At 71.1% G+C, this 19,069-nt stretch carries 17 protein-coding genes; 7 read left to right on the top strand and 10 right to left on the bottom strand.

Features of this window, described 5'->3' with window-relative positions:
- Positions 1-16: 16 nt before the first annotated feature.
- Positions 17-1,591 (top strand): ABC transporter substrate-binding protein, encoded by a 1,575-nt coding sequence (locus KHU32_RS19005; RefSeq protein ID WP_213671746.1) that lies wholly within the window; start codon positions 17-19, stop codon positions 1,589-1,591.
- Positions 1,592-1,605: 14 nt separating this feature from the next.
- On the opposite strand, the gene KHU32_RS19000 is transcribed toward KHU32_RS19005, so the two are convergent.
- Positions 1,606-2,550, bottom strand: coding sequence for an N-carbamoyl-D-amino-acid hydrolase (locus tag KHU32_RS19000; RefSeq protein WP_213671745.1), 945 nt, complete (start codon positions 2,548-2,550; stop codon positions 1,606-1,608).
- A gap of 68 nt (positions 2,551-2,618) precedes the next feature.
- Positions 2,619-3,992, bottom strand: a complete 1,374-nt coding sequence (locus KHU32_RS18995; protein WP_213671744.1) for a dihydroorotase — start codon at positions 3,990-3,992, stop codon at positions 2,619-2,621.
- A gap of 133 nt (positions 3,993-4,125) precedes the next feature.
- Here KHU32_RS18995 and KHU32_RS18990 point away from each other — a divergent pair, with 133 nt between their 5' ends.
- From KHU32_RS18990 to KHU32_RS18980, 3 genes are all read left to right on the top strand, one after another.
- Positions 4,126-5,664 (top strand): MmgE/PrpD family protein, encoded by a 1,539-nt coding sequence (locus KHU32_RS18990; protein WP_213671743.1) that lies wholly within the window; start codon positions 4,126-4,128, stop codon positions 5,662-5,664.
- Between the two features lie 68 nt (positions 5,665-5,732).
- Positions 5,733-6,866, top strand: coding sequence for a bifunctional 2-methylcitrate synthase/citrate synthase (locus KHU32_RS18985; protein ID WP_213671742.1), 1,134 nt, complete (start codon positions 5,733-5,735; stop codon positions 6,864-6,866).
- A gap of 554 nt (positions 6,867-7,420) precedes the next feature.
- Positions 7,421-8,206, top strand: coding sequence for a hypothetical protein (locus tag KHU32_RS18980; protein WP_213671741.1), 786 nt, complete (start codon positions 7,421-7,423; stop codon positions 8,204-8,206).
- Positions 8,207-8,269: 63 nt separating this feature from the next.
- Here the strand turns inward: KHU32_RS18980 and otnC are convergent, their stop codons facing one another.
- Positions 8,270-8,890: a 3-oxo-tetronate 4-phosphate decarboxylase gene (otnC, locus tag KHU32_RS18975; protein ID WP_213671740.1), complete on the bottom strand. Its 621-nt coding sequence runs from the start codon at positions 8,888-8,890 to the stop codon at positions 8,270-8,272.
- Positions 8,887-10,149 carry a 3-oxo-tetronate kinase gene (gene otnK / locus KHU32_RS18970; RefSeq protein ID WP_213671739.1) on the bottom strand — a complete coding sequence of 421 codons (1,263 nt, stop codon included), beginning with the start codon at positions 10,147-10,149 and terminating at the stop codon, positions 8,887-8,889. Before otnK ends, otnC begins: the two co-directional genes overlap by 4 nt.
- A 107-nt stretch (positions 10,150-10,256) precedes the next feature.
- On the opposite strand from otnK, the gene KHU32_RS18965 reads away from it, so the two are divergent.
- Both KHU32_RS18965 and KHU32_RS18960 read left to right on the top strand, forming a co-directional pair.
- A complete protein-coding gene (locus KHU32_RS18965) occupies positions 10,257-10,547 on the top strand; it encodes a hypothetical protein (RefSeq protein ID WP_249681399.1) in 291 nt (96 codons plus the stop codon).
- A 261-nt stretch (positions 10,548-10,808) separates the two neighbouring features.
- Positions 10,809-11,006 carry a hypothetical protein gene (locus KHU32_RS18960; protein ID WP_213671737.1) on the top strand — a complete coding sequence of 66 codons (198 nt, stop codon included), beginning with the start codon at positions 10,809-10,811 and terminating at the stop codon, positions 11,004-11,006.
- Between the two features lie 22 nt (positions 11,007-11,028).
- Here KHU32_RS18960 and serA read toward each other — a convergent pair whose 3' ends face one another.
- Both serA and KHU32_RS18950 read right to left on the bottom strand, forming a co-directional pair.
- Positions 11,029-12,273: a phosphoglycerate dehydrogenase gene (gene serA / locus KHU32_RS18955; RefSeq protein WP_213671736.1), complete on the bottom strand. Its 1,245-nt coding sequence runs from the start codon at positions 12,271-12,273 to the stop codon at positions 11,029-11,031.
- 8 nt (positions 12,274-12,281) lie between these two features.
- Positions 12,282-13,562, bottom strand: coding sequence for a M20 family metallo-hydrolase (locus tag KHU32_RS18950; protein WP_213671735.1), 1,281 nt, complete (start codon positions 13,560-13,562; stop codon positions 12,282-12,284).
- Positions 13,563-13,656: 94 nt separating this feature from the next.
- On the opposite strand from KHU32_RS18950, the gene KHU32_RS18945 reads away from it, so the two are divergent.
- Complete coding sequence (locus tag KHU32_RS18945; RefSeq protein ID WP_213671734.1) at positions 13,657-14,022, top strand: hydroxyisourate hydrolase; 366 nt, start codon at positions 13,657-13,659, stop codon at positions 14,020-14,022.
- On the opposite strand, the gene KHU32_RS18940 is transcribed toward KHU32_RS18945, so the two are convergent.
- From KHU32_RS18940 to KHU32_RS18925, 4 genes are all read right to left on the bottom strand, one after another.
- Positions 14,006-15,199, bottom strand: coding sequence for a DUF1501 domain-containing protein (locus KHU32_RS18940; protein WP_213671733.1), 1,194 nt, complete (start codon positions 15,197-15,199; stop codon positions 14,006-14,008). The two genes, KHU32_RS18945 and KHU32_RS18940, sit on opposite strands and share 17 nt — an antisense overlap.
- Positions 15,196-16,482 carry a DUF1800 domain-containing protein gene (locus tag KHU32_RS18935; protein WP_213671732.1) on the bottom strand — a complete coding sequence of 429 codons (1,287 nt, stop codon included), beginning with the start codon at positions 16,480-16,482 and terminating at the stop codon, positions 15,196-15,198. Before KHU32_RS18935 ends, KHU32_RS18940 begins: the two co-directional genes overlap by 4 nt.
- A 78-nt stretch (positions 16,483-16,560) precedes the next feature.
- Complete coding sequence (locus tag KHU32_RS18930) at positions 16,561-17,760, bottom strand: DUF1501 domain-containing protein (RefSeq protein WP_213671731.1); 1,200 nt, start codon at positions 17,758-17,760, stop codon at positions 16,561-16,563.
- Positions 17,757-19,046 (bottom strand): DUF1800 domain-containing protein, encoded by a 1,290-nt coding sequence (locus KHU32_RS18925; protein WP_213671730.1) that lies wholly within the window; start codon positions 19,044-19,046, stop codon positions 17,757-17,759. Before KHU32_RS18925 ends, KHU32_RS18930 begins: the two co-directional genes overlap by 4 nt.
- Positions 19,047-19,069: the final 23 nt, after the last annotated feature.

The following is a 19,069-nucleotide window of genomic DNA, read 5'->3' as shown; positions in this document are numbered from 1 at the left end:
TCGGAGAGAGCGTGCCATGAAGCGTCGTGACTTCCTCGCCTCCGCCGCCGGTGCGGCCACCTTGTCGGCACCGGCCGCCGCGCAGCGGCGCAGCGTGGTGCGCTTCGTCCCCCAGGCCGATCTCGCGCTGCTGGACCCGGTCTTCACCAGCGGGCTGGTCACGCGAAATCACGGCTTCCTGGTCTACGACCAGCTCTACGGCCTCGACGATTCCTTCATGCCGCAGCCCCAGATGGTCGAGGGCCATGTCGTCGAGAATGACGGCCGCACCTGGCGGCTCACGCTCCGCGAGGGGATGAAGTTCCATGACGGCACGCCGGTGCTCGCGCGTGATGCGGTAGCGAGTGTCGATCGCTGGACGAGGGTCGACGCCTTCGGGCAGAACCTGCGCGCGGCGACGGACGAGCTCAGCGCCGTCTCGGACCGGGTGATCCAGTTCCGCCTGAAGAAGCCCTTTCCGCTGCTGCCGTCGGCGCTGGCCAAGCCCTCCTCCTTCTGTCCGGTCCTGCCGGAACGCCTGGCCTCGACGCCGCCCAATGTGCAGGTCACCGAGATGGTCGGCAGCGGCCCCTTCCGCTACCTGGCCGGCGAGCGCGTGGCGGGATCGCGCAACGTCTACGAGAAGTTCGACGGCTATGTGCCGCGTTCCTCCGGCACGCCCAGCTTCGCGGCCGGGCCGAAGGTGGTGCATGTGGACCGCGTCGAATGGGTGACCATCCCGGACGCGGCGACATCGGCGGCCGCGCTGCAATCGGGTGAGGTGGACTGGTGGGAGCAGCCCCAGCCGGACCTGCTGCCGCTGCTGCGCCGGCACCGCGACATCCTGGTGGAAGCCAAGGAGCGCGGCGGGCTGATGGGGATGATCCGCTTCAACCACCTCGTGCCGCCCTTCGACAATCCGGCGATCCGCCGGGCCTTCCTCGCCGGCGTCAACCAGACCGAATACATGCAGGCGGTGATGGGGGAGGAGCGCTCCCTCTGGAACGACCGCTGCGGCTTCTTCCTGCCGGGCAGCCCGATGGCGAACGAGGCCGGGATCGAGGCGATGACCGGCCCGCGCAGCTTCGACAAGGTGAAGCGGGACCTGGAGGCCGCCGGCTATCGGGGCGAGCGCGTGGTCTTCCTGGTGCCGACCGACCTGCCTTCGCTCAATGCCATGAGCCAGCTCGCCGCCGACATGTTCCGCAAGGTGGGCATCAACCTGGACTACCAGGCGCTGGACTGGGGGACCGTGCTGCCGCGGCTCGCGAACAAGGAAGGGCTGGACCGCGGCGGCTGGAGCGTCTGGTGCAACTATATTCCCGGCGTCATCGCGCTCTCGCCCGCGACGCAATCCTACGTCCGCGGGCTCGGCCGCAACGGCCCCTTCGGATGGCCGGACTCACCCCGGATCGAGGCGCTGCGCGACGAGTTCATGGATGCAGGCACGCCCGCCGAGCAGCAGCGCATCTGCCACGACCTCCAGCAGCAGGCCTGGCAGGACGTGCCCTACATCCCGACCGGCGCCTGGATGCAGCCCTTCGCCTTCCGCCGCTCGATCACGGGAATGCTCAACGGCTTCCCGCTCTTCCACAACATCCGGAAGGCGTAGGGAGGGAGCGGCTCCTACTCCGGCGCCTCGGCGCCGACCTGGTCGACGATGCGCCCGTACCATTGCGGGCGGCGGTGCTGGGCGAAGTTGAACATCTTCTCCTTCCCCTGGAGGCAGTCGTCGAGGTCGATCTCCGCGACGATCACCTCGTCGGCCAGGGTCTTCGCCTGGGCGACGACCAGCCCGTTGGGGCTGACGATGCAGGAGCCGCCAATCAGGCCGGAGCCGTCCTCGTCGCCCGCCTTGGCCACGCTGACCGCCCAGGTGGCGTTCATGTAGGCATTGGACTGGGCGGCCATGGTGGAGTGGTAGGTGCGCAGCTCCGCGCTCTCGCTCTCGCCGCCATTGGGGTCGTAGGCGGCGGAGTTGTAGCCCATGACCATCAGCTCGACGCCCTGAAGGCCATAGACGCGCCAGCCCTCGGGCCAGCGCCGGTCGTTGCAGATGAGCATGCCCATCACCGGGCGGTTCCATTCGGGGGCGCCCCGGAAGGCGGGGAAGCCCAGGTCGCCATATTCGAAATAGCGCTTCTCGAGCTGCTGGAAGCGGGAGCCGGCGCGGGGCTCCACCGAGCCGGGCAGGTGGATCTTGCGGTACTTGCCGAGGATCTGGCCGTCCGGCCCCACGGTGATGGCGGTGTTGAAGCGCTGGCCCTCGGGCGTCAGCTCGGCATAGCCGAGGTAGAAGCCGACCTTCAGCTCCCGCGCGCGGTCGAAGAGCTTCTGGCAGTTCGCGTTGGGCATTTCCCGCTCGAAATAGGTGTCGAGCTCCTGCGTGTTCTCGATGAACCAGCGCGGGAAGAAGGTGGTGAGCGGCAGCTCGGGGAAGACCACGAGCTGCGCGCCGGCTCTCGCCGCCTGCTCCAGCAGGGCGATGAGGCGGTCCAGCGTATGCGCGCGGGTGTCGGCGCGCTGGATGGGACCGGTCTGCGCACCGGCAAGCGTGAGAAGACGAGGCATGGAGGGAGGCTGCCCCGAGGGGGGCGGCGTGACAAGGCCGCCCCGCCACCCCTTTTCGCGATGGCGCCTCAGCCCAGGAAGGTTTCCTTGTGCTGCCGCGGCACGAAGCGGCCGGCGCCCGGCTTGGCCAAGACTTCCTTGCCGTTCCAGATGCAGCCGCCGCGCAGATAGGTCGCGGCCACGCGGCCCTTCATCGCCATGCCGTCATAGGGCGACCAGCGATTCTCCTCCCGGTCCTGGATCTGGTCGGCGTCGAAGCGGAACTCGCCGCGCTCCATCACCAGCAGGTCGGCATCGCAGCCGGGACGGATCGCGCCCTTCTTGGGGAAGAGGCCGTGGAACTTCGCCGGGCGCTCGGCGCAGAGCGAGGCCAGCAGCGTCACGGGCAGGCCGCGCTGCTCCAGCAGGGTCAGCATCAGGGGCGCGAAGCTCTGCAGCCCGGTGAGGCCGGCGCCGCAGGCGAAGATGTCGCCGTTGTATTCCTTCTTCGGGCGGGGCCAGGGCGCGTGGTCGGTCGAGACATAGGCGACCTTGCCCTCCGCCACGCTCTGCCACATCCGCTCCACCTCGTCGGCCGTGCGGAAGGGAGGGTTGCACTTGCCGAACCCCTGGAGCCGGACGAGGTCGTCCTCCGTCATGCAGAGGTATTGGATGCAGGCCTCGCCGGAGGTCTTGGCACCCTGCTTGCGGAACATCTCCGCCAGGTCGAAGCCGCGCGCCAGGGACGAGTGCGCGATGTGGACATGCGCGCCGGTCTCCAGCGCCATCTCGAAGATGGCGAGGTCCGCCATGGTCTCGCAGAGCGGCGGGCGGGTGCGGGCATGCATGATGGGATCGGTCCGGCCGGTTGCCCGGGCGGCGGCGATCGCGCCCTCCACGATCTCCTGGTCCTCGTTGTGGATGCCGACCATCAGCCCGGTCTTCGCGATCTCGCGGAAGGCGGCCTCCATGGTCGTGTGGTCGATGCGCGGGAAGCGCACCGCGTCGTATTCGTAGGTGGAGAGCTTGAAGGAGCAGACGCCGGCCGCCACGAGGCCCGCGATCTCCTCCACGCCGCCATCCTTCCGGATGGTGCCGTAGAGCGCCATGTCCACATGGCTGGAGGCGTTCACCACCGCGATCTTCTCGGCGAGGATCCGGGTGTCGGTCACCGGCCGGGGAATGTCGTAGGGCATGTCCACGCAGGTGGTGACGCCGCCGGCCGCCGCCGTCCTGGAGGCGCCCTCGATGCCGGGCCAGCCCAGTGCGCTGCTCGTGTGCATATGGCCGTCGACCAGACCCGGGAAGATCAGCTTGCCGCGGTGGTCCGCCACCTCGGTTGCGGCCGGAGGCGCGCCCTGGCCGATCGCGGAGATGACGCCGTCCGAGACGCCGATCCAGCCGCTTTCCAGAACACGGTCCGCCAGCACCAGATCGCCCCGTACCACCAGATCGAATGCCATCCTCGGAAATCCTTCACCCATGTTGCGCTGCATCGCGGGGCGCCTAGGATGGCGCCCCGTCAAGGCTTAGGAATCAGGCTAGGCGCGCGCGGATGGGCCGCCAAGCCGGCATGAGGAAATGAGGAAAGCGCGAATGCAGAAGCACGCCGTCAAAGTTCACCCCTCCAAGGCGCTGCTGAAGCGCGAGGACCAGCTCGCCTGGAAGATCGCGGGCGTCGCGACCGACAAGACCGCCGTCCAGAAGGACGTGTCGGAGATGATCATCAACCGGATCATCGACAACGCCTCGGTCGCCATCGCGGCGATCAACCGCCGCCCGGTCGTCTCGGCGCGCGGCATGGCGCTCGGCCATGCGAAGAAGGGCGGCGCGACCGTCTTCGGCATGCCCGCCGGCACGACGGTGAGCCCGGAATGGGCCGCCTGGGCGAACGGCACCGCGGTGCGCGAGCTCGACATGCACGACACCTTCCTCGCCGCCGACTACTCGCACCCCGGCGACAACATCCCGCCGATCCTGGCGGTGGCGCAGACCATGGAGCGCTCGGGCCGTGACCTGCTGCGCGGCCTCGCGACCGGCTACGAGATCCATATCGACCTGGTGCGCGCCATCTGCCTGCACGAGCACCGCGTGGACCATATCGCGCATCTCTGCCCGGCCCAGGCGGCCGGCATCGGCACGCTGCTGGGCCTGAAGCAGGAGGTCGTCTTCCAGGCCATCCAGCAGGCGCTGCACACCTCCATCACCTTCCGCCAGTCGCGCAAGGGCGAGATCAGCTCCTGGAAGGCCTATGCGCCCGCCCATGCCGGCAAGCTCGCCATCGAGGCGGTGGACCGCTGCATGCGCGGCGAGGGCGCGCCGAGCCCGATCTACGAGGGTGAGGACAGCGTGATCGCCTGGGTGCTCTCCGGCCGCACGCAGGCCGACAGCAAGGGCCGCAAGACGGTCTACGACCCGACCTACTACGAGGTGCCGCTGCCCGGCGCCGGCGAGCCGAAGCGCGCCATCCTGGACAGCTACACCAAGGAGCACTCGGCCGAGTACCAGAGCCAGGCCCTGATCGACCTCGCCTTCCGCATGCGCGAGCAGATCAAGGACTTCGACGCGATCGAGAAGATCATCATCCACACCAGCCATCACACGCACTACGTGATCGGCACCGGCGCGGCCGACCCGCAGAAGATGGACCCGAAGGCGAGCCGCGAGACCCTCGACCACTCGATCATGTACATCTTCGCCGTCGCCCTGCAGGACGGCCGCTGGCACCATGTCGATAGCTACGCGCCCAAGCGCGCCGGCCGCGCCGACACGGTCCGCCTCTGGCACAAGATCGAGACGACCGAGGCGCCGGAGTGGACGGAGCGCTACCACTCGCGCGATCCCGAGACGCTGGCCTTCGGCGGCCGCGTCGAGATCCTGTTCAAGGACGGCACGAAGCTGGTGGACGAGCTCGGCGTCGCCAATGCCCATCCGCGCGGCGCGAGCCCCTTCGTGCGGGCCGACTACATCAACAAGTTCCGCACCCTGACGGACGGGATCATCACCGCCCGCGAGGCGAACCGCTTCATTGACGCGGCCGAGAACCTGACGAGCCTGAAGGCGGGCGAGCTCGGCGCGCTCAATGTTGCGCTGCCGAAGGGCACGCTCCTCGAAAGCAAGCCCGGCATCTTCTGAGCCGGACGATCCGGGCGCGGCCATCCGAGCCCGGATCCACGAACAAACAGGACGAGAGGAAGCAGTCGATGAGCGAAACCGCCCCCGAAATCCGCAAGGGCCTCGTCGGCGTCTATGCCGACGAGTCCAGCATCTCCAAGGTGATGCCGGAGACCAACAGCCTCACCTATCGCGGCTATGCCGTGCAGGACCTCTGCGAGCAGGCGAGCTTCGACGAGGTGGCCTACCTGCTCTGGAACGGCGAGCTGCCGAATGCCGCCCAGCTCAAGGCCTTCCAGGACGAGGAGAAGGCCAACCGTGCGCTGAGCCCGGCGCTGCTGAAGGTCATCCGCGAATTCCCGAAGACCGCCCATCCGATGGACGCGATCCGCACCGCGGTGAGCTTCATGGGGATGGAGGACCCGGAATGGGCCGACATCAGCGATGCCGCGCAGCGCCGCAAGGCCATGCGCATCTTCGCCAAGGCCCCGCAGGCCGTCGCCGCAGCCTTCCGCCTCTCCAAGGGTCTCGAGCCGGTGGCGCCCGATCCGTCGCTCTCCTACTGCGAGAACTTCTTCAAGGTCGTCTTCGACAAGGTGCCGGCGAAGGAGGTCGTCCGGGCCTTCGACGTCTCGATGATCCTCTACGCCGAGCACACCTTCAACGCCTCGACCTTCACTGCCCGCACCGTCAGCTCGACCATGGCGGACATCCATGGCGCGATCACGGCCGGCATCGCGGCGCTGAAGGGCCCGCTGCATGGCGGCGCCAACGAGGCGGTGATGCACATGCTGAAGGAGATCCCCTCGCCGGAGGAGGCGGAGGCCTGGCTGCGCAGCCGCTTCGACCACAAGGCGCTGGTGATGGGCTTCGGCCACCGCGTCTACAAGTCGGGCGACAGCCGCGTGCCGACGATGAAGAAATACGCCGAGATCATGGCGGAGGTCGTGGGCGACAAGCGGTGGATGAACACCTCCGCCGTGCTCGCGAAGGTGATGCTCGACGAGAAGCGCATCCACCCGAACCTCGATTTCCCGGCGGGCCCTGCCTACTACCTGATGGGCTTCGACATCCCGCTCTTCACGCCGATCTTCGTGTGCAGCCGCATCACCGGCTGGTCGGCGCATGTGTTCGAGCAGCTGGCGGACAACCGGCTCATCCGCCCGCTGTCGGTCTACACCGGTCTCGAGCAGCGGCCGGTGCCGCCGATGAGCGCGCGCTAGGAAACCCTTGCCGCCGGCCGCTTTCGCGCGGTCTGCGGGAAGTCGACGAACGTGCTTCCGACGCGGAAAGACGAAGGCCGCCCGAGCAATCGGGCGGCCTTTTTCGTGGGATCGCGTGCTGCATCGCTGCGGCGTCGTGCGCGAAAAACCAAGCGCAAACGCAGAATGTGTTTGACACGCAACTCGCGCATTCCGATAGCGTTGCAAACGCACGCATTGACGAGCGATTCGCTTGCATGAGAGCGCCGGCGCGAGCACCGCGAGAATGGCGATCATCAGGATCGGATCGTGGGGCAGGGCGCGCGTCGAGCAGGTAAGGATGATCCAGGATCGGGTCTGCGCAGTTCCGTTGTCAGGAGGTTCACTTTCCGGCCGCTGCGGAAGAGAGGCATGGGCCGTCGCCTGATGCCGGTGGAAGCGCAGATGGCGCGCCGATCCTTCTCCCGCGGGGCACGTCGCCTGCCGAGTGAATTGTCTCTGCATTCCGCCGCGGCAAGGCGCCGCGGCGAGCCATCATCCAGGTCTGGAGCGCCACGGCGCATAGGAGAACAAGAATGACCGATACCATCGACACCACTGACGCCAAGCCGCGCGCTCAAGCCATGGCTGTGGCCGCCGGCGCGCGCCGCACCGCGAAGAAGCCCGCGACCGCGCGTGGTCGTGTCGCCGCGGCGAAGAAGCCCGCCGCGAAGAAGGCTGTTCCCGCGAAGAAGGCTGCGCCTAAGAAGGCCGCCGCCGCCAAGAAGGCTGCGCCTGCGAAGAAGGCCGCCCCGGCGCGCAAGGCCGCCACGGCGAAGAAGGCTGCTCCGGCCCGCAAGGCCGCAGCGGTGAAGAAGGCGGCTCCGGCCCGCAAGGCTGCCGCTCCGAAGAAGGCTGTTGCCGCGAAGAAGGCTGCTCCGAAGAAGGCCGTCGCCGCGAAGAAGGCTGCTCCGAAGAAGGCTGTCGCCGCGAAGAAGGCCGCTCCGAAGAAGGCCGTCGCCGCGAAGAAGGCTGCTCCGAAGAAGGCCGTTGCCGCGAAGAAGGCCGCTCCGAAGAAGGCCGTCGCCGCAAAGAAGGCTGCTCCGAAGAAGGCCGCTCCCGCGAAGAAGGCTGCTGCTCCGAAGAAGGCCGTCGCTGCGAAGAAGCCCGCTGCCAAGGCGGCCAAGCCCGTGAAGGCGGCCAAGCCCGCGAAGGCGGTCAAGGCTGAGAAGGCAGTGAAGGCGAAGGATCCGAAGCGCGCCGAAGCCGCCCGCAAGGCTGCCGTCACGCGCGCCGCGAAGAAGGCCGAGCTGGCGCAGGCTGCGGCCGTCGCCCCGGTCGTGACGTCGGTGCCTGAGGCGTCGGAGACCCAGGCGGACTGATCACGCACTCGGCTTGTGCGATACCGGCGTCGCCCCTCGCGGGGCGGCGCCTTTTTTATGCGGTTAGCCGAAGGTGGTGAGCAGGTCGTCCACCTGGGGCGGCGTCAGCAGCCGCGGCGACATCCCGCGCAGCAGCAGCGCGAGCTTGGCCGCTTCCTCCAGCTCCTCGGCCGCGTTCACGGCATCGATGAGCGTGGCGCCGCATATCACCGGGCCGTGATTGGCCAGCAGCACCGCCTTCGCGCCCTTCGCCGCCGCATGCACAGCGGGCTCCATCTCCGGATTGCCCGGCCGGTAGTAGGGAATGAGCGGCAGCGTGCGGCCGACGCGCATCACGAAATAGGGCGTGAGCGGCGGGATCACCGCCTCCTCGAAGCAGGAGATGGCGGTGGCGTAGGTGCTGTGCAGGTGCACGACGGCACCCGCCTCCGGCCGCGCATCGAGGAAGGCGCGGTGGAGGAAGACCTCCTTGGTCGGCTTGTCGCCGTCCACGTGGTTCCAGTCGCGGTCGAGCTTGCTGATGCGCGCCGCCTCCAGCCGCCCGAGTGAGGAGTTGGTCGGCGTCATCAGATAGCCGTCCTCCAGCCGGATGCTGATATTGCCCGCGCTGCCGACGCTGTAGCCGCGCTGGAAGAGCGAGGCGCCGAGCTCGACGAGCAGCCGGCGCTGCGCCTCTTCCGTCACTGGAAGGCCTTCAGGAAGAAGTCGCGCGCGCCGAAATTGCCGCTCTTGAGCGCCAGCAGCATGCCCTCCGGCGCGCTGTCCGGCGTCGCATGCGTCCAGGGCACGCCTGGATCGATCTCGGCCCCGATGCGCAGGCTGCGCACGCCGAGGCGCTGCACCACCGAGCCCGAGGTCTCGCCGCCCGCGACGACGAGGCGCCGCACGCCGGCGGCGACCAGCGCGTCGGCGATCTCCGCCATGGCTTCCTCCACCAGGGCGCCCGCCGCGTCGCGGCCCAGCTTCTTCTGCAGCGCCTCCACGCGATCGGGCGGCGCGGAAGCGGCGATCACGACGGGGCGGTCGGCCGAGAGCTTGTCCGCCATCCATTCCTTCGCCTGGCGGGCGAGGGCGGCGGCGTCCGGCGTCGCCAGCGCGTCGAGCTCCAGCGTCGGCACATGATCGCGCGCCACGCCGATCTGTCCGAGCGTCGCGCGCGAGCAGGAGCCGGCGATGACGGCGGCGAGACCACCCACCTCGGGAAGCGCGCCCGCATCGCCGCGCGCCGGCAGCAGGCCGGAACGGCGGAAATTCTCCGGCAGGCCCATGGCGATGCCCGAGCCGCCGGTGATCAGCGCATGGTTCGCGCAGGCCTCGCCGAGCGCCATGAGATGCGCGTCGGTGATGGCGTCGGCGATCGCGAAGCGGCGCCCGCCCTCGCGCAGCCTGGTCACCTCGGCACGGATCGCGCCCGTGCCCCGTTCCACCACGCCGAAGGGCAGCAGGCCCACGCTGCCCTCCGTCTGCCGGCCGAGGACGCGCACCAGGTTGGCGTCGCGCATGGGCGTCAGCGGATGGTTCTCCATCCCGCTCTCGTTCAGCAGCGCGCCGCCGACGAAGAGGTGGCCCTGGTAGATGGTGCGGCCGTTGGTCGGGAAGGCAGGGCAGGCGATGGCGAAGCCGCCGTCGAGCCGCTTCAGCAGCGCCTCCGCCACGGGGCCGATATTGCCCTCATCCGTGCTGTCGAAGGTGGAGCAGTACTTGAAGAGGAACTGCTTCGCGCCGGCCGCCAGCAGCGCCTCGCAGGCGGCCAGCGACTGCGCGACGGCCTCGGCCACCGGAATGGTGCGCGACTTCAGCGCTATAATGACGGCATCCGCCTCCGGCAGCGGTCCCTCCGGCACGCCGATGACCTGGACGGCGCTCATCCCCTGCCGGACGAGGGTGCTGGCGAGGTCGGTGGCCCCGGTGAAGTCGTCTGCGATGCAGCCGAGAAGCGGCATGATGTTCCCTCCAATGACCTTCCGGATTTAGGACGCGGGCGGAACATCGGCAAACGGGGGTTGAAGCGCCGGCCAGGAAGGGCAACATCGCCAGCATGAGCGACCCTATGCATCGCCCCCCGGTCCTGGACATGACGCCAGAGGGCGAGTTCCGCGATCCGCCGCGCCCCAGCGGCCTCAACGCCGTGCTGGCGGGGACGAGCCGGATTGCGCTTCTCATCGCCCTCGTCGCGGGCGGCCTGCTGCTGGTGGCCCTGGCGATCTTCTTCATCGGCCTGCTGCTGCCGGTGGTGATCGGCGCGGCGCTGGTGGCCAGCGTCTCGATGTGGTGGCGCCGCCGGCGCCTGCGCCGCATGGGGATCGAGCCCGGGCCGCTTTTCGTCGTGGTGCGACGCTAAGCGGGCTTTCGTGGGCGATTCCGCCCCCTTTGAAAATGCTCTAGGATCCGGCCGACGCCGCCGCGCGGAATCACCGCCGGCCGGCGCCTCGCGAAACCTCGCGGTCGAGCGCTTCGGCCGTGAAACGAAGCTGCCCCCGTGCCGCCCGATTCCGACAGGCCCTTCGGCCTAGACCCCAGCAGGACCTACGACGTCGGGCGCGACGGCGAGGCTCGAGAAACGCTTCCGCCCCCGCCCGAATGGCTGTCCGGGCGGCATCGGTTGATTCTGGGACTTTTCGCCCTGGCTTTGCTGGTGGTGGGCGGCCTTGCCGGCGTGACGGTGGCGGCCTTCGCCTCCGGTGCGCGGGAGGCGTCGGCCGTCTTCGCGCTGCTGACGCTGGCGGCCTCGCCCCTGCTGCTGCTGGGGCCGGCGCAGGACTGGTGGCGCTTCCGGAGGCGCCGGCGCCTCCGTCGCTGATCCCGCGCCGGACCGGCGCCGCTCAGTCCCGCTCGTAGAGCAGCCGCGCCCGGATGGTGTGGGGCAGGGCCCGCAGCTCCGCGAGGATCGCCTCGCTCTCCCGCGTCGCGCCGGCATCGACCACGACGTAGCCGATCTCGCCGTCGGTCTGCAGGTACTGGCCGGCGATGTTGACGCCGCGCTTGGCGAAGACCTGGTTCACATTGCCGAGAACGCCGGGCGCGTTGCGGTGCACGTGCATGAAGCGCGTGCCCGTCGGGCGCGCCGGGAGCGCGACCTGCGGGAAGTTCACCGCGCCCTCGGTGCTGCCGGTGTCGGAATAGTCGACGAGCTTGCGCGCGACCTCCTCGCCGATGCGCGACTGCGCCTCCTCGGTGCTGCCGCCGATGTGCGGCGTCAGGATCACGTTGTCGATGCCCTGCAGCGGGGAGATGAAGGGGTCGCCGTTGCGCTTGGGCTCCTCGGGGAAGACGTCCAGCGCCGCGCCCGCCAGGTGACCGGCGCGCAGGGCCGCGGCCAGCGCGGGCACGTCCACGATGGTCCCGCGGGCATTGTTGATGAGGAAGCTGCCCGGCTTCATCTTGGCGATCTGCTCGGCGCCCATGAGGTTCATGGTCGCCGGCGTCTCGGGCAGGTGCACGGTCACCACGTCCGACCAGTGCAGCAGCTCGTCCAGCGAGCCGCAGCGGCTGGCATTGCCGTGGGGCAGCTTGGTCGCCGTGTCGAAGTAGATCACCCGCATGCCGAAGGCCTCGGCGAGCACGGAGAGCTGGCTGCCGATATTGCCGTAGCCGACGATGCCCAGGGTGCGGCCGCGCACCTCGCGGAAGCCGTCGGCCGACTTGTCCCACTGCCCGGCATGGGCGGCGGTGGACTTCGGGAAGATGCCGCGCAGCAGCATGACGATCTCGCCGAGCGTGAGCTCGGCGACGGAGCGCGTGTTGCTGAAGGGCGCGTTGAAGACCGGGATGCCGCGGTGCCGGGCGGCGTCGAGATCGACCTGGTTGGTGCCGATGCAGAAGCAGCCGATGGCGATGAGCCGGTCGGCGTGGCTCAGCACCTCCTCGGTCACGTTGGTGCGGCTGCGGATGCCCAGCATGTGGATGCCGCGCATCGCCTCGTTCAGCGCCGCGCCCTCGAGCGCCTTCTTCTCGCGCTCGATGTTGTTGTAGCCGTCCTGGCCCAGCAGCTCGACGGCGGTGCTGGAAATCCCCTCCAGCAGCAGCGTGCGGATGCGGTCCTTGGGGAGGGAGAACTGGTCGGTCATGATCCTGCCTATCGGTTCGCCAGATCGGCCAGCACCTGCGCCAGCACCCTTGCCCCGGCCGCGAGGGCCCCGGGCTCCGCATATTCGGCGGGATGGTGCGAGACACCGGCGCGGCACGGCACGAAGATCATGCCGGTCGGACATAGCGGGTGGATGAACTGGGCGTCGTGGAAGGCGCCGGAGGGAAGCCGCAGGGCGCGCAGGCCCTGGGCGCGCGCGGCGCCCTCCACCGCATCGGGCACCAGCGGCGCGAAGTCGGTGGGGATGGCGTGGAAGCGCTCGGTCACCTTGGCCGTGCAGGTCTTCAGCGCCGCCTGGATCACGCCCTCGATGGCATTGCCGCGCGCCTGGAGCACGGCATTGTCCGGGTGGCGGAAGTCGATGGTGAAGCGCGCGACGGCGGCAACGCTGTTGGACGTGTTCGGCTCGACCTCGATATGGGCCACGGTGAAGCGCAGCACGTCGGAAGGGTCGTGCATCAGGGCGTTCAGCGCGGTGATCGCCCGCAGCATGTCCTGCACCGCGTCGCGCCGGAGGCCGAGCGGCGTGGTGCCCGCATGGTCGGACTTGCCGTTGATCTCGACCAGGAACCAGCGGCTGCCCTGGATGCCGGTGACGACGCCGATGTCGAAACCCTCGGCCTCGAGGCGCGGGCCCTGCTCGATATGCGCCTCGACATAGGCGAAGGGCGCCGTGCCCTCGACGGTGCCGAGCGGGCGGCGCGCGATGTCGGCTTCCAGCGCCAGGTGCTCGGCCAGCGCGTCGCCGAAGCGGATGCCGTCCTTGTCGGTCACGGCGTCCCAGGTGGTCGGCGGGGCGTAGCCGGCATAGGCCATGCTGCCCATGCAGCCCGGTGCGTAGCGGCCGCCCTCCTCGTTGGTCCAGGCCACGACCTCGACGGGCCGGCGCGTGGCGATGCCCGCCTCGCGCAGCGCCTGCACCGCCTCGAAGGCGGCGATCACGCCCCAGATGCCGTCGAAGCGCCCGCCCTGCGGCTGGCTGTCCATGTGGCTGCCGGTGACGACGGGCGGGAGCGTCGGATCCGTGCCCTCGTGCCGCAGGAAGAGGTTGCCGAGGATGTCGGTGCTGGCCGTGAGGCCGATCGCCTCGGCCCAGGAGATCAGCAGGCGTCGCGCCTGGCGGTCGAGGTCGGTGAGGCAGGCGCGGTTCACGCCCTCATTGCCGTCGGCGTCGGAGAAGCCCCCGATCGCGCCCATCTCCATCAGGCGCTGCCATTGGCGCGCCTCGCTGACGGCAGCGACGAGGTTCGGGGCAACGGGATCGGGCATGCGGGCCTCCTGCGCGGGAATTAGAACAACTCCTATAGCCTTGCCAGCGAGGGCGAGCGCGCGTCAGCCTTGCATTTCCTTGACGGGGACGAGGATGGACCGGCTTTCCACGCATGTTCTGGACATGGCCCAGGGCCGCCCGGCCGCCGGGATGGGCTTTCGCCTGTTCCGGCAGGAGGGGGAGGAGGGGCGCGTCCTTCTCGCGGAGGGAATCACCCGGTCCGACGGCCATGCGCCGGCCGGCCTGCTGCCGGAGACCGACTTCCGCCCCGGCCGCTACGAGCTCGTCTTCCGGGTGGCGGATTACTTCCGGGCGGAGGGCTTCGACCTGCCGGAACCCCCATTCCTCGATCGCGTGACCCTGGGCTTCGGCCTCGGCGCCGCCGCGCCCTGCCATGTGGCGCTGCTGGTCACGCCGCATGGCTACACGACCTATGCGGAGGTCAGGCCGGCTCGGTGAGCAGGCCCGGCAGCGGATCGGCGTCGCGGCTATTGGGGAAGGCGCGCAGCAGCGCCGCCGCGTTCAGGCCGAGATGCTCGGCGAGCAGCCCCTTCACCACACGCCGCAGGTCCAGCGTGGGCGCCAGGTCCCGGTTCTCGAAGAGCCGCCCGGGCGCGACGCCCGGCCAGTCGGCCAGCACCCGGCCGCCGCGCACCGCGCCGCCCAGCAGGAAGGCGACGCCCGCCGTGCCGTGGTCCGTGCCCTGCGTGCCGTTGATGCGCGCGGTGCGGCCGAACTCGGTCATCACCAGCACCGCCGTCTGCGACCAGGCCTCGCCGAGGCCGAGGCGCAGCGCGTCGAGTCCTTCGTCCAGCGCGCGGAGCTCGCCGATCAGCCGGGGGGCCTGAGTCGCGTGCGTGTCCCAGCCGCCGAGCTCGAGCGCGGCGACGCGCGGCCCGCGCGGATCGGCCAGAAGCCGCCCCGCCGATCCTGCCAGGGAGGCGAAGCTACCGGTGCCCGGCGGTGGCGGCTCCTGGCCCGCGAGCACGGCCGCGGAAAATCCGCGCGCGCGCAGCCCCTCGGCGAAGGCGGGGCCGAGCTGCGGGTCGGTGCGGTGCAGCCGGGCGAGGGCGGCGAGAAGCGGCGTGTTCAGCCGCGTGCGGTTGCGCGAGGCGAAGCTGCCCACGCGCGCCGGCCCCCGCAGCAGCAGCGGAACGTCGATGCCCAGGGCCAGGCCGCGCCGCGCGGCGCCGGGCGGCTCGGGCGGCAAGGTCGCCAGGGCGCGGTTCAGCCAGCCATCCGAGAGACGCTGCGTCGCGCCGCATTCCAGGAAGTCCTGCGCCTCGAAATGGCTCCGGCTGCGCCAGGGACCCGCGATGGCGTGCAGCACCATCGCCTGGTCGGCGCGGTACAGCGCATGCAGCTTCGGCAAAGCGGGATGCAGGCCGAAGAAGCCGCCGAGGTCGAGCGTGCCGCCTTCCTGCCCGGGTTCGGGCGGGGCATGGCGCCCACGCAGGGCGGCAAAATCCGCATCGCCATAGGGCGCGACGGCCGCCAGCCCGTCGAGCGCGCCGCGCAGCAGCACCACGACGAGGCGCCGGTCGCCCGCCGGGCCCTGGGCGAGGGCCAGGCGCGAGCGGCCCGCCACCATCGCGCCGCCGAGGCCGAGCAGGAGGGAACGGCGGGGCGTGTTCATCGGCGTTGCGCCTCCGGGCTGGCGAGCAGCACCACGATTGCGTCCCGCGCCGAGCCGGCGCGCTGCATCACGGCCAGGGTATCGCCGCGCGCGAGGGCACCGAGGAAGGTATCGGCCAAGGCGCCGGGATCGGCCCCGCCGCCCGCCGTCGTGCGGCCCGCCAGCTCGTCCGCCCAGTCGAGCCGGCGCATGAGCTGTTCCGGCGCCGCCCATTCGGCCGCCTCGTCGGACCAGCCATCGGGTGCGGGCGCGTTCCAGAGGGACTGATTCAGCCGCGTGAGCGTGGCCAGGAGCACCGGCGCGGCTTCGGCGCCGAAGCCCAGGGCCCGCAGCACCGCGATGGCGAAGTCCTGCGCGCTGCGGACCTTGCGCAGCGGCCGCTGCGCCTCCGGCTCGGCGAGGAGAGCGCGCGCGACGACGGAGAGGTCGCCCCGGCTGTTGCGCAGTGCGTCCTCGATCCAGGTCACGGAAGCGCGCGGCGGGGCGTCGGCCACGAAGTGCCGCGCCAGCTTGGCCGCCAGCGCGCGATAGGTGGCCGGATGGTTCGCGAGGAAGCGCAGCGCCTCGGCGCCGCCCTCCTCGCCCTCGGGGAAGTCGCGGCCCAGGAGCTGCTTCGGCCCGGGCTCATGCGCCTCCGCACGGAAGAGAAAGCCGTCCTCCTCGCGGAACTGCTCGCCCCGGCCGGCGGACCAGCCCGTGAGCAGGCGGGCGAGGGCGGTCACGTCCCGCTGGGCGTAGCGCCCGGCCGGCGTGACGGTGTGCAGCTCCAGGCATTCGCGTGCGAGGTTCTCGTTCAGCCCGCGGCCGCGCCGGCCCATGACGCTGCGGGGGCCGGTGGAATTGGTCTGGTCGAGGTAGCTCAGCATCGCCGGATGCCGGTAGGCGGCGAGGAGCAGCTCCTCGAAGCGGCCGAAGGCATGGGGGCGGATGGCGGTGCGCTGATAGTGGCCGAGCCAGGCCGCGGTCTGGAAGGCACGGCGGCTCACGGTCAGGTGGTTGGTCCAGAAATTCGCCCAGCGCTCGGCGAAGGGCCGGCGCGCGGTGATCATGCGCGTCGCCCAGGCCGTGGATTCGGTACGCAGGATGTCGCCCACGCCGGGGTGCCGGATGTCGCGCCGCTGGGCGCGGAGCGCGGCCTGGATCTCGCCGAGCCCCGGCCCCGGCAGCTCCGGCAGGGTGGCGATCTGGGCGGTGAGCCAGGCTGCGGGATCGGCGGGCGCCGGCATGTCGGGGCGCGCGCCGAGACCGAAGCGGACCGCGGCATGGGCGGCGAGCAGCGTCATGGCGGAAAAACATGGCACGGCCGCCGCCGGAAAGTATGCGCAGAAATGCAGACGCTTTGTCGCGTCGGTCGCGCCGCGTCAGGCCGACCGGTCGACGAGGTCCGGGAGTGGCGGCGCGTCGCCGCTCTCGGGGAAGGCGCGGGCGAGAGCGCCAGCCCCCAGCCCGAGGTGATCCGCCAGAAGGCCTTTGGCGACGCGGCGCAGATCCATCGTCGCCGCCAGATCCCGGTTCTCGAAGAGCCGGCCGGGGCCGAGGCCGGGCCAGTCCGTCAGCACGCGGCCGCCGCGCACCGCGCCGCCCAGCACGAAGGCGGCGCCCGCGGTGCCGTGATCGGTGCCCTGCGTGCCGTTGATGCGCGCGGTGCGGCCGAACTCGGTCATCACCAGCACCGCCGTCTGCGACCAGGCGGGGCCGAGGCCGGCGCGCAGCGCGTCCAGCCCTTCGTCCAGCACGCGCAGCGTATTGCCCAGGCGCTGGGCCTGCGCCGCATGGGTGTCCCAGCCGTCGAGCTCCATGGCCGCCACGCGCGGCCCGCGCGGATCGGCGAGCAGGCGCCCCACGGATTCCGCCAGCACGAGGAAGCCGTTGACGCCGCGCGGCGGCGGCGCCTGCCCGGCCAGCGCCTCGGCCGAGAAGCCGCGGGCCCGCAGCCCCTCCGCGAAGGCGGGGCCGAGCTGCGGGTCGGCCGCGTGCCAGCGCGCGAGCAGCGCCAGCGTCTCGGTGTCGGGCCGGTTGCGCGCCCGCGCCGCGAAGCTGCCGACCCGCACCGGGCCGCGCAGCAGCAGCGGCACGTCGAGCCCGGCCGCGAGGCCGCGTCGCGCGGCACCCGGCGGCTCGGGCGGCATCGCGCTGAGCGCGCGGTTGAGCCAGCCATCGGGCAGGCGTTGCGTGGCGCCGCTTTCCAGCAGGTCCTGCGCCTCGAAATGGCTGCGGCTGCGCCAGGGGCCGGCGATGGCGTGCAGCACCAGCGCCTGGTTGGCGGCATAGAGGGCGTGCAGCCTGGCCAGCGAAGGATGCATCCCGAAGCGCCCGCCGAGGTCGAGCACGCCGCCCTCCTGGCCGGGCTCCGGCAGGGCCAGGGGGCCGCGAAGCGCAGCGAAAGCGGGATCGCCATAGGCCGGCACGGCCGAAAGCCCGTCCATGGCGCCGCGCAGCAGCACGACCACGAGGCGCTTCTCGCCCGGCGGGCCGGCGGCGAGGGCCATCCGGCTGCCACCCAGCGCCAGCGCGCCGCCGAGGCCGAGGAGGAAGCTGCGTCGTCGCAGGTTGGGGCTCATCGGCGTTGCGCCTCCGGGGAAGCCAGCAGCAGCAGCAGGCCCTCCCGCACCGATCCGGCGCGGCGGGCGGCGGCCATGGTCTCGGCACGGGCGAGGGGGCCGAGCAGGACCTCGCCCAGCGGCTCGGGCTCGATCACGCCGGCGGCGGCCGTGCGGCCCGCGATCTCGCTTGCCCAGTCCAGGCGGCGCATGAGCTGCTCGGGCGCGGCCCATTCGCTCGCCTCGTCGGACCAGCCGATCGGCGCGGGCGCGGTCCAGAGCGGCTGGTTCAGCCGGGCCAGGGTGCCGAGGAGCATGGGCGCGCCCTCATCGCCGAGGCCGAGCGCGCGCAGCACCGCGATGGCATAGTCCTGCCCGCTGCGGAGCTTGCGCAGCGGCGCACGGGCCTCCGGCGCGGCGACCACCGCCCGAGCGGCGGCGGCGAGGTCTCCCCCGCTGTCGCGCAGCGCGGCCTCGATGCGCGCGACCGCCGGCGCCGGCGGTGCATCGGCCACGAAATGCCGGGCGAGCTTCAGCGCCAGCGCATGATGCGTGGCGGGATGGCCGGCCAGGAAGCGCAGCGCCTCGGCGCCCCCCTCCTCGCCCTCGGGGAAGGTGCGGCCCAGCAGGATCTTGTCGCCCGGCTCATGGGCGCGGGCCCGGAAGAGGAAGCCTTCCGGCTCGTTGGCCGGCGCGCCCCGGCCGACGGACCAGCCGGTCAGGAGACGCGCCAGGGTCGTCACATCCTCCTGGCTGTAGCCGGCGGCGGGCGTCACGGTGTGCAGCTCCATGCACTCCCGGGCGAGGTTCTCGTTGAGGCCGCGGCGGGCGCGCTGCCCCGCGGGGCTGGAGGGGCCGATGGAGCCGGACTGGTCCAGGTAGAAGAGCATGGCCGGGTGCCGATAGGCGGCGAGGAGCATGTCCTCGAACCGGCCGAAGGCATGGGCGCGGATCGCCAGCCGCTGGTAGTGGCCCAGCATGACGGTGGCCTGGCCGGCGCGGCGGCTGGTGGTGAGGTGGTTGGTCCAGAAATTCGCCCAGCGCTCGGCGAAGGGGGCCGTGGTCGTGATCATCCGCGTGGACCAGGCGAGGGCTTCCGTGCGGAACAGGTCGCTGACGGCCTGGCTCGTCGGGTCGCGCTGGCGTTGCCGCTGGGCGGCGAAGGCCTCGGCGAGGCTGGGGCCGGGCGCCTCGGGCAGGGGGCTGATCTGCCCGGTGAGCCAGGCCCGCGGATCGGCCGGAAGCTGCGCCTCCGGCCGGTTGCCGAGGCCGAAGCGGATCGCGGCATGGGCGGCGAGCGGCGTCATGGCGCGATCATGCCATGACGCCG

Source organism: Roseococcus pinisoli (assembly GCF_018413645.1).
Classification (GTDB): domain Bacteria; phylum Pseudomonadota; class Alphaproteobacteria; order Acetobacterales; family Acetobacteraceae; genus Roseococcus; species Roseococcus pinisoli.
This window is presented reverse-complemented; position numbering and strand designations above follow the sequence as displayed.

What these genes read in the sequence shown, in the direction of transcription:
- KHU32_RS18940 (WP_213671733.1), bottom strand. Translation starts at nt 15,199, where the DNA reads ATGAACACGCCCCGCCGTTCCCTCCTGCTCGGCCTCGGCGGCGCGATG.
- KHU32_RS19005 (WP_213671746.1), top strand. Translation starts at nt 17, where the DNA reads ATGAAGCGTCGTGACTTCCTCGCCTCCGCCGCCGGTGCGGCCACCTTG.
- KHU32_RS18935 (WP_213671732.1), bottom strand. Translation starts at nt 16,482, where the DNA reads ATGACGCTGCTCGCCGCCCATGCCGCGGTCCGCTTCGGTCTCGGCGCG.
- otnK (WP_213671739.1), bottom strand. Translation starts at nt 10,149, where the DNA reads ATGCCGCTTCTCGGCTGCATCGCAGACGACTTCACCGGGGCCACCGAC.
- KHU32_RS18950 (WP_213671735.1), bottom strand. Translation starts at nt 13,562, where the DNA reads ATGCCCGATCCCGTTGCCCCGAACCTCGTCGCTGCCGTCAGCGAGGCG.
- KHU32_RS19000 (WP_213671745.1), bottom strand. Translation starts at nt 2,550, where the DNA reads ATGCCTCGTCTTCTCACGCTTGCCGGTGCGCAGACCGGTCCCATCCAG.
- serA (WP_213671736.1), bottom strand. Translation starts at nt 12,273, where the DNA reads ATGACCGACCAGTTCTCCCTCCCCAAGGACCGCATCCGCACGCTGCTG.
- KHU32_RS18965 (WP_249681399.1), top strand. Translation starts at nt 10,257, where the DNA reads ATGCATCGCCCCCCGGTCCTGGACATGACGCCAGAGGGCGAGTTCCGC.
- KHU32_RS18995 (WP_213671744.1), bottom strand. Translation starts at nt 3,992, where the DNA reads ATGGCATTCGATCTGGTGGTACGGGGCGATCTGGTGCTGGCGGACCGT.
- KHU32_RS18985 (WP_213671742.1), top strand. Translation starts at nt 5,733, where the DNA reads ATGAGCGAAACCGCCCCCGAAATCCGCAAGGGCCTCGTCGGCGTCTAT.
- KHU32_RS18945 (WP_213671734.1), top strand. Translation starts at nt 13,657, where the DNA reads ATGGACCGGCTTTCCACGCATGTTCTGGACATGGCCCAGGGCCGCCCG.
- KHU32_RS18980 (WP_213671741.1), top strand. Translation starts at nt 7,421, where the DNA reads ATGACCGATACCATCGACACCACTGACGCCAAGCCGCGCGCTCAAGCC.
- KHU32_RS18925 (WP_213671730.1), bottom strand. Translation starts at nt 19,046, where the DNA reads ATGACGCCGCTCGCCGCCCATGCCGCGATCCGCTTCGGCCTCGGCAAC.
- KHU32_RS18990 (WP_213671743.1), top strand. Translation starts at nt 4,126, where the DNA reads ATGCAGAAGCACGCCGTCAAAGTTCACCCCTCCAAGGCGCTGCTGAAG.
- KHU32_RS18930 (WP_213671731.1), bottom strand. Translation starts at nt 17,760, where the DNA reads ATGAGCCCCAACCTGCGACGACGCAGCTTCCTCCTCGGCCTCGGCGGC.